16 protein-coding genes are annotated in these 15,794 nt (G+C 68.0%); 10 read left to right on the top strand and 6 right to left on the bottom strand.

Annotated features, from left to right (window positions below; genetic code table 11):
• Positions 1 to 39 precede the first annotated feature (39 nt).
• Positions 40 to 894, top strand: a complete 855-nt coding sequence (locus VI26_RS10820; RefSeq protein WP_048409759.1) for a MoaF C-terminal domain-containing protein — start codon at positions 40 to 42, stop codon at positions 892 to 894.
• Here VI26_RS10820 and VI26_RS10815 read toward each other — a convergent pair.
• The gene (locus VI26_RS10815) at positions 861 to 1,667 is read right to left on the bottom strand and encodes an SDR family NAD(P)-dependent oxidoreductase (RefSeq protein WP_048409758.1); all 807 of its coding nucleotides are present in this window, start codon (positions 1,665 to 1,667) and stop codon (positions 861 to 863) included. The genes VI26_RS10820 and VI26_RS10815 overlap by 34 nt on opposite strands.
• 97 nt (positions 1,668 to 1,764) lie before the next feature.
• Here VI26_RS10815 and hpaR point away from each other — a divergent pair, with 97 nt between their 5' ends.
• On the top strand, positions 1,765 to 2,247 hold the full coding sequence (hpaR, locus tag VI26_RS10810) for a homoprotocatechuate degradation operon regulator HpaR (protein ID WP_048409757.1): 483 nt from the start codon (positions 1,765 to 1,767) through the stop codon (positions 2,245 to 2,247).
• Between the two features lie 99 nt (positions 2,248 to 2,346).
• On the opposite strand, the gene VI26_RS10805 is transcribed toward hpaR, so the two are convergent.
• The 4 genes from VI26_RS10805 to VI26_RS10790 form a co-directional block, all read right to left on the bottom strand.
• Positions 2,347 to 2,925 (bottom strand): DUF3156 family protein, encoded by a 579-nt coding sequence (locus tag VI26_RS10805; RefSeq protein WP_048409756.1) that lies wholly within the window; start codon positions 2,923 to 2,925, stop codon positions 2,347 to 2,349.
• Positions 2,906 to 4,411 (bottom strand): APC family permease, encoded by a 1,506-nt coding sequence (locus VI26_RS10800; RefSeq protein ID WP_048409755.1) that lies wholly within the window; start codon positions 4,409 to 4,411, stop codon positions 2,906 to 2,908. Before VI26_RS10800 ends, VI26_RS10805 begins: the two co-directional genes overlap by 20 nt.
• Before the next feature lie 163 nt (positions 4,412 to 4,574).
• Positions 4,575 to 5,906 (bottom strand): aspartate aminotransferase family protein, encoded by a 1,332-nt coding sequence (locus VI26_RS10795; RefSeq protein ID WP_048409754.1) that lies wholly within the window; start codon positions 5,904 to 5,906, stop codon positions 4,575 to 4,577.
• Positions 5,907 to 5,943: 37 nt separating this feature from the next.
• Positions 5,944 to 7,443, bottom strand: a complete 1,500-nt coding sequence (locus VI26_RS10790) for an aldehyde dehydrogenase family protein (RefSeq protein ID WP_048409753.1) — start codon at positions 7,441 to 7,443, stop codon at positions 5,944 to 5,946.
• Positions 7,444 to 7,745: 302 nt separating this feature from the next.
• Here VI26_RS10790 and VI26_RS10785 point away from each other — a divergent pair, with 302 nt between their 5' ends.
• Positions 7,746 to 8,735: a helix-turn-helix domain-containing protein gene (locus tag VI26_RS10785; RefSeq protein ID WP_048409752.1), complete on the top strand. Its 990-nt coding sequence runs from the start codon at positions 7,746 to 7,748 to the stop codon at positions 8,733 to 8,735.
• Here VI26_RS10785 and hpaA read toward each other — a convergent pair.
• Positions 8,714 to 9,619: a 4-hydroxyphenylacetate catabolism regulatory protein HpaA gene (gene hpaA / locus VI26_RS10780; RefSeq protein ID WP_048409751.1), complete on the bottom strand. Its 906-nt coding sequence runs from the start codon at positions 9,617 to 9,619 to the stop codon at positions 8,714 to 8,716. The genes VI26_RS10785 and hpaA overlap by 22 nt on opposite strands.
• Before the next feature lie 254 nt (positions 9,620 to 9,873).
• Here hpaA and VI26_RS10775 point away from each other — a divergent pair, with 254 nt between their 5' ends.
• From VI26_RS10775 to hpaI, 7 genes are all read left to right on the top strand, one after another.
• Positions 9,874 to 10,542 carry a fumarylacetoacetate hydrolase family protein gene (locus tag VI26_RS10775; RefSeq protein ID WP_156183839.1) on the top strand — a complete coding sequence of 223 codons (669 nt, stop codon included), beginning with the start codon at positions 9,874 to 9,876 and terminating at the stop codon, positions 10,540 to 10,542.
• Complete coding sequence (locus tag VI26_RS10770; protein ID WP_048409750.1) at positions 10,539 to 11,321, top strand: fumarylacetoacetate hydrolase family protein; 783 nt, start codon at positions 10,539 to 10,541, stop codon at positions 11,319 to 11,321. Before VI26_RS10775 ends, VI26_RS10770 begins: the two co-directional genes overlap by 4 nt.
• Positions 11,318 to 12,787, top strand: a complete 1,470-nt coding sequence (hpaE, locus tag VI26_RS10765; RefSeq protein WP_048409749.1) for a 5-carboxymethyl-2-hydroxymuconate semialdehyde dehydrogenase — start codon at positions 11,318 to 11,320, stop codon at positions 12,785 to 12,787. The genes VI26_RS10770 and hpaE overlap by 4 nt, the downstream gene beginning before the upstream one ends.
• 104 nt (positions 12,788 to 12,891) lie before the next feature.
• Positions 12,892 to 13,776 (top strand): 3,4-dihydroxyphenylacetate 2,3-dioxygenase, encoded by an 885-nt coding sequence (hpaD, locus tag VI26_RS10760; protein WP_048409748.1) that lies wholly within the window; start codon positions 12,892 to 12,894, stop codon positions 13,774 to 13,776.
• The gene (locus VI26_RS10755; protein ID WP_048409747.1) at positions 13,757 to 14,146 is read left to right on the top strand and encodes a 5-carboxymethyl-2-hydroxymuconate Delta-isomerase; all 390 of its coding nucleotides are present in this window, start codon (positions 13,757 to 13,759) and stop codon (positions 14,144 to 14,146) included. The genes hpaD and VI26_RS10755 overlap by 20 nt, the downstream gene beginning before the upstream one ends.
• Positions 14,147 to 14,155: 9 nt before the next feature.
• Positions 14,156 to 14,959 carry a 2-oxo-hept-4-ene-1,7-dioate hydratase gene (gene hpaH / locus VI26_RS10750; RefSeq protein ID WP_048409746.1) on the top strand — a complete coding sequence of 268 codons (804 nt, stop codon included), beginning with the start codon at positions 14,156 to 14,158 and terminating at the stop codon, positions 14,957 to 14,959.
• A 19-nt stretch (positions 14,960 to 14,978) separates the two neighbouring features.
• On the top strand, positions 14,979 to 15,776 hold the full coding sequence (gene hpaI, locus VI26_RS10745; RefSeq protein WP_048409745.1) for a 4-hydroxy-2-oxoheptanedioate aldolase: 798 nt from the start codon (positions 14,979 to 14,981) through the stop codon (positions 15,774 to 15,776).
• Positions 15,777 to 15,794: the final 18 nt, after the last annotated feature.

Raw genomic sequence — 15,794 nt, 5'->3', positions numbered from 1 at the left:
CCCCCGCGCCTATTATCCGCCAACCAAAGGAGCCACCCAATGCAAGACATCCTCCCCAGCTTCATTCAGGTCGGCGAGCTGGCCGACGGCTTCGCGCCGGACAGCCTGGCGCCGCCGCATAGCAAGGAACTGGACGGCAATAATCTGCTGCTGTGCTTCGACGACAACAGCGCCGCCGACTGCCGCTTCGACAGCGAGGGCCGCGCCCACGTCGACATCGTGCGCCCTGGCCTGGCCTCGGCGCTGGCCGAGGTCGACGGTTATCACGCGTCCAATTCGCTGCGCCCCGGCGTCTTCTTCATCGACTTCCGCCACGGTGGCGACGCCCGGCTCTCGCTCAGCCTGGCGCTGGACCTCGGACGGCAGCGCTGCACCCTGGTGAGCGGCAGCCTGCCCGACGCCGCCGATGTCAGGCTATCCGCCTTTGAACGCGCCGAGCGCGAGCTGGAACAAAGCGGCGTCGCCGTGAGCTTCGCCCACGGCGCGATCAACCGTCCGGCGACGGAAGCGCCGCCGCCAGGCTGCGGCGAACTGGTGGGCATGCGCAACCGCTACCGCTACAGCCCCACCGAGTGCTACGAGCATATTTACCTGAACGACCATTTCTACGCCTGGCACTGCCTGGAAGGCGTGGAGCAAGGGCTGGCCGACGTCGATCGCTGCCACGGCTTCCAACTGGCGCAAGGGCTTTACCTGTTTGTCTGGCGCGAAAAAATCATTCCCACGCTGGGCGTGCTGCTGATCGACCTGGAGCGGATGCAAACCGATGGCAAGATCTTCGGCTACCAGGGGCGGGACTTCGGCGCCAGCCGCAGCTTCCGCGTGGGCGCGCGGGCCAGCGTCGTCAATGTCGTCCCGGCTCAGCCCGCGGTCTCCGCCGCCAGCCGCGAATAAGCCAGCGTCGGCACATCCACCGCGGTGGCGCCGCCGTCCGCCGCCAGCCAAGCCCCATGCACGATGGCGGCCTCATCGGACAGCAAGAACCGGCACACCGCGGCCACCTCCTCCGGCTCCGCCGGCCGCCGCAGCGGCACATCGGCGCTCACGCGCCGGTAAGCTGCCTTCAGGTCCTCACCATACGCTGCCATTAGCGGCTGCATTTCCAGATCCGCCATCGGCGTGCGCACCCAGCCGGGACAGACCGCGTTGACGCGCACGCCGGCCGGGCCGAAATCCTTGGCCAGCGAGCGGGTCAAGCCCAGCAGCGCATGCTTGGCCGTCACATAGCCGCAGGCCTCCGGCACGGCCGCCAGGCTCGCGATGGAGGCCATCAGCACCATGCTGCCGCGCTGGGCGATCAGGTCCGGCAGGCAGGCGCGCGCCGACACAAAGGCAGTGTCCAGATTTACGCTCAGCGCCGCGCGCCAGGCCGTGTCGTCGGTCGCTAGCGCCGAGCCCATGCCCAGGCCGCCGGCGCAAGCCAACAGCCCGTCCACTCGCCCCCAGCGCGCGTGGATGCGCGCCAACGCGTCCGTCCAGTGCGCGCCGTCGGCGGCGTCCCCGGCCAGCGCCAGGCCGCCGGTTTCCAGCGCCAGCGCCTGCAGCGGCGGCTCGCGCCGGCCGATCAGCGCCACCCTGGCGCCCTGGCTGGCGAACGCGCGCGCGCAAGCCGCGCCTATGCCGGAACCCGCCCCGGTAATCACGATCACTTTATTGTGCAAGGACATCGCATTCCCTCCTGATCTCATGCGTGGCGGACACTGTCGCCTCCGCTTTGATTAAGCTATACAATGTTAACTTATTAACTTTGCCGAACGCCAGCCCATGCCAAGTCCGCAGAACAGCCAACATCCGCAATTGCCGCAGCGCCTGTTGCTGGCGCGCGAAGCGGTGATGTCCTATTTCCGCCCAGTGCTCAAACACTTCGGCCTGACCGAGCAACAATGGCGGATCTTGCGGCTGTTGGCCGAGAACGGCGAGATGGAAGCCGGCGTCATCGCCCTGCGCGCCTGCATCCACGCGCCCAGCCTGACCGGCATTCTGGTGCGCATGGAAAAGGCTCAGCTGGTACATCGCGCCCGCGATTGCAACGACAACCGCCGTCTGATCGTCACGCCCACCAGCATGGGCAGAACGCTGACCGAACGCATCCTGCCCTTGACCCACGCCTGCTACCAGCAGATCGAAAACCATTTCAGCGCCGACAAGCTGCACTTGCTGCTCAGCCTGCTGGAGCAACTTGAGCGCCTGCCGCTGCCCGCGCCGCAACCGGATATTCAGCGCTTGAGGCAAGGAGAACACCGCTGAGAAAGCGGCATGTACACGTGGCACATGAGCATTTCGAAGGCGTGCTCACCGCGTCACGTTTTACGACGCGCAGCAGATCGTAAACAGGTTCTTAGAACCTCAATTCAACGCCAGCAACACCCGTCGGCAAGCCGCCATGCTGGCCAGCAACGCCAGGCGCTGGATAGGTCCCAGCCGGATATAACGCCGCAAGGGCGGCAACAGGCACACCACTTCGCTGGCGCCGAAGGGCTCGATCAGCAAGGACCAGCCATCGACCCCGCCCCGCAGCTCGCAGCGGCGGAAATCCAGCGGCATCAGCGCGGCACACACATCGGCGTCGGCGCGCAAGGCCTGCAATAGCGGCGCCAGCCGTACCGCGTCGCCGGCCAGCAAATCCACGGCGACGCCCTGCCGCCGCCAGGCGCCGCGATGGCGCAGGCGGATGCGCGCGGGAACCGGATCGGAAACCGGCAGGCTCAGGCAGAACTCGCAAGCCACCAGATGCGCCATCCAGCCGGCCTCCACCCGCTCCCGCACCAGGAAGGACCAGACGCCGTGCGGAAACGCGAAGCTTTGCTCCGCCGCGGACGCCGCCTCGCCTTCCAAGCCGGGCCAGTCGCTGCGCAGCCGCGCCAGCGTCGCGCCGGGACGGTAGCCGCGCGGCCGCGACCAGGCCTCAGCCAGCCGCCGCCACACGTTCCAGCTCCCGGCGCAGCGCTTCGTCCTCCGGCTCGCTCAGTTCCGCGCGCAGTATCTGTTCCAGCGGCACCGGCCGGAAAGGGTTGACCTTCTGCACCAGCACGGTCCAGAGCAGCGCGTACAACAGGGTCAGCCCCAGCATCAGGCCGAAGGGCGCGTAAATGTCGCGCGCCTGCATGCCCGGCGGCGTGATGAAGCAGATCGCCAGCACGATGCCCAGCGCCGAACCGATCTGCGGCAGCGGGAACCATGGCGAGCGGTAGGCGCGCGGGAAATCCGGCCGCGTCAGCCGCAGCCGCACGATGGACAGCGTCACCAATAGGTAGGCGACGCCCCAGGAGCAGACCGCGGCCAGCACCAAGGGCATGATGCGCTCCAGATCGCCGCGGATCAGCCAGGCGTGAACGCAGGGAATCAGCACCGCCAGCCCAATGCCGCACCACGGCGTCTTGAAGCGCGGATGCAGATAGGCGAAGCAGCGCGGCAGCGCGCCGTCCTGCGCCATGCCATACAGAATGCGCGGCAGCGCCGCCATCAGGGTGTTGATCGTCGCCGCGCCGGCCAGCAGCAGGCCTATGCCCAGCCAGATCTTGCCGAACGGCCCCATCACCCGCTCGGCGAAGGCCGGCAGCGCCATCGGCGTGTCCAGCAGCCTGGGGCCCGCCGGCTGGGCCGGGTCCAGCGGCAGATTGGCCACCTGCCGCGTCATCGCCGCGCCGAACAGCAGCATGGCGACGGCCACGCCGCTGAGCCCCAGCGTCAAGGCCCGCGGAATGGCGCGGCCGGAATCGCGCAGCTCCGGCGCCAGCGGCGTCACCAGCTCGGCGCCGACGAACATGAACATCGCCATGCCCACCAGGCTGAGCAGCAGACCGGGATCGCCCCATTGCAGCGGCGCGCCGAACCAGCCGCCCAGGTCCACCGCCGGCGCGCGCAGCAGGCCGGCCACGCCGAAGGCGGTCAGCGTCGCCCACATGCCGAAGGTCAACACCACTTCGGCCTTGCCGAACACGGTCACGCCCAAGGCATTCAGCGCGCCGAAGGCGATCACCAGGCCCACGCCCACCATCCAGGCGCTGCCGCTTTTTTCCAGCATGGTGTTCAGATGGTCGAAATTCACCAGCGCCATGATGCCGGACAGAATGGTCTCGGCGGTGCCGGCGAACACATGCACCAGCAGATAGGCGGACAAGGTGCCGGCAATGGCCAGGCCGCGGCCCAGGCCGGCGCTGATATAGTCGTAAACCGCGCCGGAAGTCGGCAGCATCGCCGCCGCCTCGGCGAAGGTGGTGGTCTGGGCCAGCATCATCAGATAGGCGATCAGCAGCGCCAGCGCGAACGTGCCGCCGGCCATGCCGAAGCCGCTGGTGGCGGTCAGAATCACCGGGCTGGCCATCACCACGCCCACCGCGCTGGCCAAGGCCACCGGGAAACCCACCACGCCGCGGCTCAGGCAGCGGCTCAAGCATTCTTGCATCGACATTGCGTCTCCTCCCTCTCTCTTGTCACCGCTCCGGCCTTCGCTCTCCGAGAGCCTGTTCAATACCCACCGCGCTCAGTAAAACCTTGCGCGCCAGGCTTTGAACAGGCCCTGACTCCGGCGCTGTGCCGGCGCGGTCAACTCGTCCCCGTTCGGGCCTGCCGGCTCAGGCCTCGGCCAGTCCGGCCTCCAAGGCCAGCGCGATGGCGTCGGCGTGTTCGCGCTGCAACACCAGCGGCGGCGACAAGATGATCTTGCTGCCCACCGGCCGCACCAGCACCCCGGCCTGGCGCGCGATCTCGGCCACCTTGTCGGCATAGCCGCTTTGCGGGTCTATCGGCTCGCGGCTGGCCTTGTCCTTGACCAGGTCCAGCGCCAGCATCAGTCCCTTGCCGCGCACCTCGCCCACCGCCGGATAACGCTCCGCCAGCGGCAGCAGCCTGGCCAGCAGGTAGTCGCCCATTTCCGCCGCCCGGGCCGGCAGATTCTCTTGCTCCACGATGCGCAGATTGGCGATGGCGGCGGCGCAGGCCACCGGATGGCCGGAATAGGTGTAGCCGTGCATGATGGCGCCGCCGAAGTCCTGGTTGGCGGCGAAGGCATCGGCCACGCGCTGGTTGACCACGGTGGCGCCCAGCGGCACATAGCCGGAGGAAATGCCCTTGGCCAGGCACATCAGGTCCGGCTTCACCCCCCACAGCCGGCTGCCGAACATCGAACCGCTGCGACCGAAGCCGGTGACGATCTCGTCGGCGATCAGCAGCACGCCGTATTTGTCGCACACCTCGCGCACCCGCGGCCAATAGCTGGCCGGCGGCACGATGACGCCGCCGGCGCCCTGGATGGGCTCGGCGATGAAGGCGGCCACGGTGTCCGGGCTCTGGAACAGGATTTCGCGCTCCAGCATCCGCGCGCAGATCTCCGCCAGTTCCTCCGGGTCCTCGGTGAAGGGATTGCGATAGGGCCACGGCGTTTCCACATGGAAGCAGCCGGGCAACAGCGGCTCGTAATTGCGGCGGAACACCGTGTTGCCGTTGACCGAGGCGCCACCGAAGTGAGTGCCGTGATAACCCTGCTTCAGCGCGATGAATTTGACTCGATCCGGCTGGCCCTTGACGCGCCAATACTGGCGCGCCAGTTTCAGCGCGGTTTCCACCGCGTCCGATCCGCCGCTGCCGAACACCACCCGCGCCATGCCCTCCGGCCGCAGCATCTCCATCAATTGCGCGGACAATTCCTCGGCGCGCGGGTGGGAAATGCCATCGAAAAGCTGGAAATACTCCAACTCGTCCAGTTGGCGGACGATGGCCTGCTTGATCTCGGCGCGGTTGTGGCCGACATTGACGTTCCACAAGCCGGCCACGCCATCCACCAGTTGGCGGCCCTGATCGTCGTACACATGGCAGCCGTCGCCGCGCACGATGCGGATGGGCTGGCGCTGCTTCATCGCGTTGGGGTGCAGCATCGGGTGCCAGAAACGGGCAGTGTCGTAAGACATGTCTTTCTCCTGAATGAAAGTGGAAGCGCGTCCGCGCTCAATGGGCGATGCAGACCGACTTGATCTCGGTGAAGCTCTCCACCGCGCCCTTGCCGAACTCGCGGCCGATGCCGGACTCCTTGTAGCCGCCGAAAGGCAGGCCGGGGTCCAGCGGGATGTGGCTGTTGACCCAGACCGTGCCGGCCTGGATGCGCGGCACGATGTTCAGCGCCGCGCTCAGGTCCTGGGTCCACAGGCTGGCGGTCAGTCCATAACGCGTGTCATTGGCCAGCGCCACCGCCTCGTCCACGCTGTCGAAAGGCACCGCCGCCAATACCGGGCCGAAGATCTCCTCGCGCGCCGCCACATTGTCCGGCGCCACATCCACCAGCAGCGTGGGCTGCACGAAGTAGCCGGGCAGCGCCGCCGCGCCGCCGCCGGTCAAGGCCCTCGCGCCCTGGGCGCGGCTGCGCTCCAGCAGCCGGCACACCGCCTGTTGCTGGCGCTGCGACACCAGCGGATTGACGCGGGCGTTCAAATCCAGTCCCGGCCCCAGCCGCATGCCGGCGATGGCCTCCGCCAGCGCCTCGGTCAGCGCCTGGAACTTGCTGCGATGCACATACAAGCGCGAGGCGGCCGCGCATACCTGGCCCTGATTCAGGAAGGCGCCGAGCAAGGCGCCCTCCGCCGCGCGCTCAATATCGGCGTCGGCCAATACCAGCATCGGATTCTTGCCGCCCAGCTCCAGCCCCAAGCGCGTCATATTGTCCAGCGCGGCGTGGCCGACGGTCTTGCCCACCTCGGTGGAGCCGGTGAAGCTGACCTTGCCCACCAGCGGATGACCGGCCAGCGCCTGGCCGACGCTGGCTCCAGGCCCGGTCACCACATTCACCACCCCCGGCGGCACCCCGGCCTGCTGCGCCAGCTCCGCCAGCCGCAGCGCGGTCAACGGCGTTTCGCTGGCCGGTTTCAGCACCACAGAGCAACCAGCGGCCAAGGCCGGCACCAGCTTCCAAACCGCGATCATCAAAGGGAAATTCCACGGCACGATGCCGACGGCCACGCCTATCGGCTCACGCCGGGTATACGCGGTGAAGCGCGCGCCCGGCGGCGCCGGAATCGACACCTCCATGGTTTCGCCGGTGATCTTGGTGGCCCAGCCGGCCATGTAGCGGACGAACTCGATGGAACCGCCGACCTCGATCGCCCGCGCCAGCTGGATGGACTTGCCCTGATTCAGGGTTTCCAACTGCGCCAGTTCCTCGGCGTGTGCTTCCAGCAAGTCCGCCAGCCGCAGCAGGATGCGTTCGCGCTCGGCCGGCCGCAGCCCGGACCAGGCGCCGCTGGCAAAAGCGCGCTGCGCGCTCTGCACCGCCGCGTCCGCGTCGGCGGCGTCGCCGGCCGCAACGCTGGCGATCACCGCGCCGCTGGCCGGGTTGCGCACCTCGCTGCGCCGTCCCGACAGCGCCGGCCGCGACCCGCCGTCAATCCACAAGCCGTGCTCGCGCTGCAGAAAGTCCTGCACCGCCGCCAGCACCGGCACCAGTTGCTGATCCATGCTCGTCTCCGTTTGGTTTACCCAGCCTGCCGCCGCTCAATCCCGGACGGCGATGGCCCAATATACGCATGGCCGCGGCGGCGCCTGATCCCAAATCGGCAAAGCGCAAAGCCCGCTCCGCGCATTGCGGCGCAGCATGTCGCGCATGGGAAACACCAAGCAAAAACAATGATTAAGCACCCATTCTCAACTGGACATTTCGATTTCAATAACATATTAATCATCTGATAATCGACAGACGGAACCAGCGGCGGCCATTCCGCCGCCACAGCAAAAACCGTCTCACCCACCGGAGAAGACAGATGATTGCCGCAGCCAGTTGTTTCGACGACGCCCACCTGCACGCCGAGGCCCTGCCCGGCTGGCAGCAGCTGTACAGCCAGATCAGCGGCGGCCGCTTCCAGAGCGCGCTGAGCCGCCTATGCGCGGCGCGCCTGGACGTGTTCCGCGAAAGCTTCAACCAGCGCGTGGTGCAGCAGGGGCGCGCGCCCGGCGGCATGGCGCATTTCGCGATACCGATACAAGCGCCGTCGCCGCTGAGCCTGCAAGGCGTGGCCGTGCCCAGCGACGCGCTGATGGTGCTGCGCGGCGGCGAGGACTTCGTGTTCCACCTGCCGCCCGGCGCGGACTCCATCCAGGTATCCCTGCCTTATGAGGATTTGGCCGAGCTGACGCCGGAATTGTGCGCCGTCGTGCGCGAGGCGCGCGGCAAGACGCCGGTGTTCACCGCGCGCCCGGATGCGCTGCAGGCCCTGCGCGCGCTATTGACCGGCCTGTTCGAGCAAGCGCGGCGGCGGCCGGAATTGCTGGACTTCGCCGGCAATCAGAAAGTGATCCGACACCAGTTGCTGGGCCTGCTGCAAGAGGCGCTGGCCGACGGCGGGCTGCGCGAGCGCCGCGACGACCTCACTTACGCCACGCATTGCGACATCGTGCGGCGCAGCCAGGCGCTGGCGCTGGCCAAGCCGGACGAGCCGGTGACGGTGCTGGAGCTGTGCAGCCGCCTGCGCGTCAGCCGCCGCACGCTGCAAAACAGCTTCCAGCGGGTGGCCGCCACCACGCCGGTGGATTATCTGCGCTCGATCCGCCTCAACGCGGTGCGCCGCCAATTGCTGCAGGCCGGTCCCGGCCGCAGCGTGCGCGAAGCGGCCGGCAACTGCGGCTTTTACCATCTGGGCCATTTCGCCAGTGACTATCGCAAGCTGTTCGGCGAATTGCCCTCCCATACGCTGGAACGCGGCCAGGCCCACCAGGCGGCGCCGCGCGCCGCTCACGCATGGCCGGTCCGGTAGCCACTGGGCGTCTGCCCGGTCTGCCGCAGGAAGAAACGCGAGAAATACGCCGGGTCCTTGAAGCCCAGTTCGTAGGCGATCGCATGCACCGAGGCATTGGAGAAGATCAGCAGGCGCTTGGCCTCCCGCAGCAGCCGCTCATAGACCAGCTGCTTGGATGACAGGTCCGCCAGCCGGCGGCAGATATCGTTCAGTCGCGCCGCGCCGACGCCCAGCTCCGCCGCGTAGCGCTCCAGCCCCCAGTGCTCGCGGTAACGCGCGTCGATCAAGGCATTGAAACGGTGATACAGCTGCAAATCGCCGCGCGGCGCGCGGCGGCGTCCGCCGTCCGGCCGCGGCTGCTGAGCCAGCCTCTGCACATCAATCAGGATCAATTGCGCCAGCGCCCGCTGCGCCAGCCCACCGCCCGGACGCCGCGCCACGCCCTCCTGTTGCAGCTGGGCCAGCCGTTGCGGCAGCCGCCCGCCTATCTCCGCCGCCGCCGGCACAGCGGCCAGCTCCACGCAGAACGGCGCGTCCAGCGCCGGCAGCCCCGCCTCCGCCAGCCAGTCATGTGCCAGTTCCTGGCGCAGGGTCAGCACATGGCCGTCGGCATCGGCGCCGGTGATGAAGGCGTGCGGCACCGTCGGCGGCGTCAGGAACAATAGCGGCGCCCCCGCCTGGTAGTGCTCCTCCTCCAGGTAGAGCCGGATATCGCCACTGGCCAGATAGTGCAGCTGGAGGCAGCGATCGTGGCGGTGCACCGGCATATTGCGGCCGAAGAAAGCCGCCAGCCGGCCAAAGGACTCGCAATGGATGTCGACGGATTCGCACGGGCTGTCGTAAGCCTTGCCGATGTCGATATTCGGTATCCGCGCGCCGGCATCGCGCTGGCTTTTGCCCATCTCATGTCTCCTTGTGACTTTTTCGCCATAGTCCCAGCCGCGGGCGCCAATCGCGCCGAATCGGGCTGGCGGCATGGCCTCGCATGCCCTTTGGCCCTTGACCGCGCCGCGCGCTCCAGGTTTCCGTCCGGGTGTTATCCGCAGTGCAACATCGATAAGCATTGACAGGCCGCTGTCATCGCCGCTATAAACTTTAACATATTAATGAATATTTTAATCAGCGTGCTTCCACTTCAATAACAAGGAGTTAAAACATGCCATTGGCCAGCCTTGCCATGGAGCAACGCCCCGCCGCCGTATATGGCGCGGCGCTTAACCACCGGCGCTTGCAACAGGCGCTGGCGGCGGATTTTGAACAGCCGCCCTACCAAGGTCCGCCGCGGGCGCCGGTATTGTTCGTCAAGCCGCGCAACACCCTCAGCGCCGCCGGCGCGCCCATTCCCTGCCCCGCAAGCGACGCCGTCTATGCCGGCGGCGCGCTGGCGGTACGCATCGCCCGCGACGCCTGCCGTGTGAACGCGGCCGACGCGCTGTCCCATGTCGGCGGCTACGCGGTGGTCAACGAGGTCAGCCTGGCGGAAACCAGCTTCTACCGGCCGGCGATCCAGGCCAAGTGCCGCGACGGCTTCTGCCCGATTGGCCCCGAGGCCGGCCCCGACGTGATCGATCCGCAGCGGGTGCAGGTGCGCACCTATGTCAACGGCGCGCTGGTGGAAACCAATGACAGCGCCGACTGGCTGCGCGGCGTCGCCCAACTGATCGCCGACGTCAGCCAGTTCCTCACCCTCTACGCCGGCGATCTGCTGATCGTGGCCACGCCTCCGCGCGGCGCGCGGCTGCGTCCCGGCGACACCGTGGCGGTGGAGATAGACGGCATAGGCCGCCTGGAAAACATCGTCACCGCCGAGGAGGAGCCGCGATGAAACACGCCCGCATCCGTTACCAGGGCCAGATCTGGCGCGCGCAAGCCGACGCCGACGGCGCGCTCTTGCTGCCGGACGGCCGCCGCCTGGGCGAGACCGAGGTGGAATGGCTGCCGCCCTGCCACGGCACCCTGTTCGCGCTGGGCCTCAACTACGCCGATCACGCCGCAGAACTGGACTTCAAGCCGCCCAGCGAGCCGCTGGTGTTCCTGAAGACGCCCGCCACGCTGACCGGTCATCGCCAATATTCGATGCGCCCAGACAATGTTGAATATATGCACTACGAGTGCGAATTGGTGGCGGTGATAGGCAAGACCGCGCGCAAGGTGGGCCGCGCCCAGGCGATGGATTATGTGGCCGGCTACACCGTGTGCAACGACTACGCGGTACGCGACTATCTGGAAAACTACTACCGGCCGAATCTGCGGGTGAAGAACCGCGACGGCCTGACCCCCATCGGCCCCTGGCTGGTGGACCGCGACGAGGTGCCCGATCCGCACAGCCTGGAGCTGGCCACCCATGTCAACGGCCGCCGGGTCCAGAGCGGCAATACCCGCGACATGGTGTTCGACATCCCCCACCTGATCGAATACCTGTCCGCCTTCATGACGCTGCAGCCGGGCGACATGATCGCCACCGGCACGCCCCAAGGCCTGTCCGACGTGCGCCCCGGCGACGAAGTCGTCGTGGAAGTCGAGGGCGTCGGGCGGCTGCTCAATCACATCGTCAGCGAAGCGGACTGGCTTGCCCGCCAGGCCGCAATCAAGGAGCCCGCATGATCAAGCACTGGATAGACGGCCGCGAAGTGGCCAGTCAGCACAGCTTCACCAATTACAATCCGGCCACCGGCGCCGCCATTTGCGAAGTGGCCGCAGGCGGCGCCGCGGAAGTGAACCTGGCGGTGGCCGCCGCCAAGGCCGCCTTTCCCAAGTGGGCGGCCACCCCGGCCAAGGAACGCGCGCGGCTGATGCGCAAGCTGGGCGAGCTGATCCAGCGCGAAGTGCCGCTGCTGGCGGAACTGGAAACCCTGGACACCGGCCTGCCCATCCACCAGACCCGCAATGTGCTGATCCCGCGCGCCTCGCACAATTTCGACTTCTTCGCCGAAGTCTGCACCCGCATGAACGGCCACAGCTATCCGGTGGACGAGCAGATGCTGAACTACACGCTGTACCAGCCGGTGGGCGTGTGCGCGCTGGTATCGCCGTGGAACGTGCCCTTCATGACCGCCACCTGGAAGACCGCGCCCTGCCTGGCGCTGGGCAATACCGCGGTGCTGAAGATGTCCGAACTGTCGCCGCTGACCGCCAATGAACTGGGCCGGCTGGCGCTGGAAGCCGGCATTCCGCCCGGCGTGTTCAACGTGGTGCAGGGCTATGGCGCCGATGCCGGCGAGGCGCTGGTGCGTCACCCGGACGTGCGCGCGGTGTCCTTCACCGGCGGCACCGCCACCGGACAGCGCATCATGCAGAACGCCGGGCTGAAGAAATACTCGATGGAGCTGGGCGGCAAATCGCCGGTGCTGGTGTTCGACGACGCCGACTTCGAGCGCGCGCTGGACGCGGCGCTGTTCACCATCTTCTCCCTCAATGGCGAGCGCTGCACCGCCGGCAGCCGCATCTTCGTGCAGAACGGCATCTACGACCGCTTCGTCGCGGAATTCGCCGCCCGCGCCCAGCGGCTGCTAGTCGGCGATCCGCAAAACCCCGACACCCAGGTGGGCGCCATGATCTCCCGCCAGCACTACGACAAGGTCACCGGCTATATCCGCGTGGGCCTGGAAGAAGGCGCGCGGCTGGTGGCCGGTGGCCTGGAACGCCCGGCCGGCCTGGCGGACACGCTGGCCGCCGGCAACTTCATCCGCCCCACCGTGTTCGCCGACGTCGACAACCGCATGCGCATCGCCCAGGAGGAAATCTTCGGCCCGGTGGCCTGCCTGCTGCGCTTTGACGACGAGGCCGACGCGCTGCGCCTGGCCAACGACATCGACTACGGCCTGGCGTCCTATGTCTGGACCCAGGACATCGGCAAGGCGCACCGGCTGGCGCGCGGCATCGAGGCCGGCATGGTCTTCATCAACAGCCAGAACGTGCGCGATCTGCGCCAGCCCTTCGGCGGCGTCAAGGCCTCCGGCGTCGGCCGCGAAGGCGGCGAATACAGCTTCGAGGCCTTTGCCGAGGTGAAGAACGTCTGCGTCTCCATGGGCGGCCACTTCATTCCGCGCTGGGGCGCGGAGCAAGCCTGACGCGGCGCCGGAGCCAAGGCCGCCCAGACGGCCGGCCCGGCGCGACACCAAACCCAGCAGCGAGACTGCGCCGGCCCGCGGCCAGTCGCACCGAGGAGAATGCAATGGGAACCCTAGCCCTGGCGGCCAAGATCACTCACGTGCCGTCCATGTATTTGTCGGAACTGCCCGGCCCGCATCAAGGCTGCCGCCAGGCGGCGATAGACGGCCACAAGGAGATCAGCCGCCGCTGCCGCGAACTGGGCGTGGACACCATCGTGGTGTTCGACACCCACTGGCTGGTCAATTCCGGCTACCACGTCAACTGCGCGCCGGCTTTCGAAGGCGTATACACCAGCAACGAGCTGCCGCACTTCATCAAGAACATGCCCTACGCCTACCCGGGCAACCCCGCGCTGGGCAAGCTGCTGGCCGAGGCGGCCACCGCCGCCGGCGTGCACACCCGCGCCCACGACGCCACCACGCTGGCGCTGGAATACGGCACCCTGGTGCCGATGCGCTATATGAACGCCGACCAGCACTTCAAGGTGGTGTCGGTGGCCGCGCTGTGCACGGTGCACGACCTGGCCGACAGCGCGCGGCTGGGCGCGGCGATGCGCGCGGCGGTGGAGAACGACTACGACGGCCGCGTCGCCTTTTTCGCCAGCGGCTCGCTATCGCACCGCTTCGCCCAGAACGGCACCGCCGACCAATACCTGCACAAGCCCTGGAGCCCCTTCCTGGAAAGCATGGACCAGGAAGTGGTGGAAATGTGGCGACGCGGCGACTGGCAGACCTTCTGCGGCATGCTGCCGGAGTACGCCGAAAAGTGCCACGGCGAGGGCTTCATGCACGACACCGCGATGCTGCTGGGCGCGCTGGGCTGGGACGGCTACCGCGGCCGCGCCGAAATCATCACCCCCTATTTCGGCAGCTCCGGCACCGGCCAGATCAATGTGGTGCTGCCGGTGGAGCCGCAAGGAGAGCGCCATGCCGCACTTCACCGTTGAATGCACCGACAATCTGCGCGAGCTGGCCGACCTGCCCGGCCTGTTCCGCCAAGTGCACGACTGCCTGGCCGCCAGCGGCCTGTATCCGCTGGCCGGCATCCGCAGCCGCGCCCACTGGCTGGACACCTGGCGCATGGCCGACGGCGAAGCCGACTACGCCTTCGTCCACTGTCGGCTGCAGATCGGCAGCGGCCGCAGCGAGACGCAGCGCCGCGCCACCGCCGAACAGGTATTCGCGCTGATCCAGCGCCACTTCGAGCCGCTGTTCGCCCAGCGCTACCTGGCGCTCAGCTTCGAACTGACCGAGCTGTCCGCCACGCTCAACTTCAAGCACAACAATGTGCATCAACGCTTCCGCCAGCCCTCCTGAGGACCCCGCATGCTGAGCCAAGACCAGATCCGCGGCATCGCCTGCCGCCTACACGACGCCGAGCGCGAGCGCCGGCAGATCCGCCAGATCTCGCTGGACCACCCCGACATCACCATCGAGGACGCCTACGCCATCCAACGCTGCTGGGTGGACCTCAAGCTGGCGGAGGGCCGCAAGCTCAAGGGCCACAAGATAGGCCTGACCTCGCGCGCGATGCAGATGTCCTCGCAGATAGACGAACCCGACTACGGCGCGCTGCTGGACGATATGTTCTTCCACGACGGCGCCGACATTCCGGTGTCGCGCTTCATCGTGCCGCGGGTGGAAGTGGAACTGGCCTTCATCCTGGGTCGGCCGCTGTCCGGCCCCGGCGCCACGCTGTTCGACGTCTACGACGCCGCCGAATACGTGATTCCGGCGCTGGAAATCATAGACGCGCGCAGCCAGTCCATAGACCCGGACAGCCAGCGCCCGCGCAAGGTGTTCGACACCATAGCGGACAACGCCGCCAACGCCGGCGTGGTGCTGGGCGGCCGCCCTATCCGCCCGCGCGAGCTGGACCTGCGCTGGGTGGCCGCATTGATGTACCGCAACGGCGTGATCGAGGAATCCGGCGTCGCCGCCGCGGTGCTGAACCACCCGGCCAACGGCGTGGCCTGGCTGGCCAACAAGCTCGCGCCCTTCGACGTCGAACTCAAGGCCGGCCAGGTGATCCTGGCCGGCTCCTTCACCCGGCCGGTGCCGGCGCGCGCCGGCGACACCTTCCACGTCGACTACGGCCCGCTGGGCGCGATCAGTTGCCGCTTCGTCTGAACCCGCTCGAGGAACCGCCATGCAACTCCCCGCCAACCCCTTCAAGGCCGCGCTGCGCGACGGCCGCCGCCAGATCGGCCTGTGGCTGGGCCTGGCCAGCCCCTACAGCGCCGAGCTGCTGGCCGGCGCCGGCTTCGACTGGCTGCTGATAGACGGCGAACACGCGCCCAATGAGCTGAACGATGTGCTGCTGCAACTGCAGGCCATCGCTCCCTATCCCAGCCACCCGGTGGTGCGCGCCGCCAGCAACGACCCGGTGCGCATCAAGCAATTGCTGGATATCGGCGCGCAAACGCTGATGCTGCCCATGGTGCAAAGCGCGGCGGACGCCGCGCAGGCGGTGGCGGCCACCCGTTATCCGCCGCGTGGCATCCGCGGCGTGGGCAGCGCGCTGGCGCGCGCCTCGCGCTGGAACCGCGTGCCGGACTACCTGACGCGGGCCGACAGCGAAATCTGCGTGCTGGTCCAGGTGGAAACCCGGCGCGGCCTGGCCGAGCTGGACGCCATCGCCGCCACCGACGGCGTGGACGGCGTGTTCATCGGCCCGGCCGACCTGGCCGCCGACATGGGCCATCCCGGCCGGCCCGACCACCCGGACGTGCGCGCGGCGATAGACGACGCCATAGTCCGCATCCAGCGCCACGGCAAGGCCGCCGGCATCCTGATGGCCGATGAGGCCCAGGCGCGCCGCCTGCTCGAACTGGGCGCCCGCTTCGTCGCCGTCGGCGTCGACACCACTCTGCTGGCGCGCCGCGCCGAAGCGCTGGCCGCCGCCTTCACACCGGCGGCGGCCCCGCCGGACGGTTCCAGCTACTGAACCACGGCGCGGCGACCA

It is taken from the genome of Chromobacterium sp. LK1, from assembly GCF_001043555.1.
Lineage (GTDB): Bacteria > Pseudomonadota > Gammaproteobacteria > Burkholderiales > Chromobacteriaceae > Chromobacterium > Chromobacterium aquaticum.
This window is presented reverse-complemented; position numbering and strand designations above follow the sequence as displayed.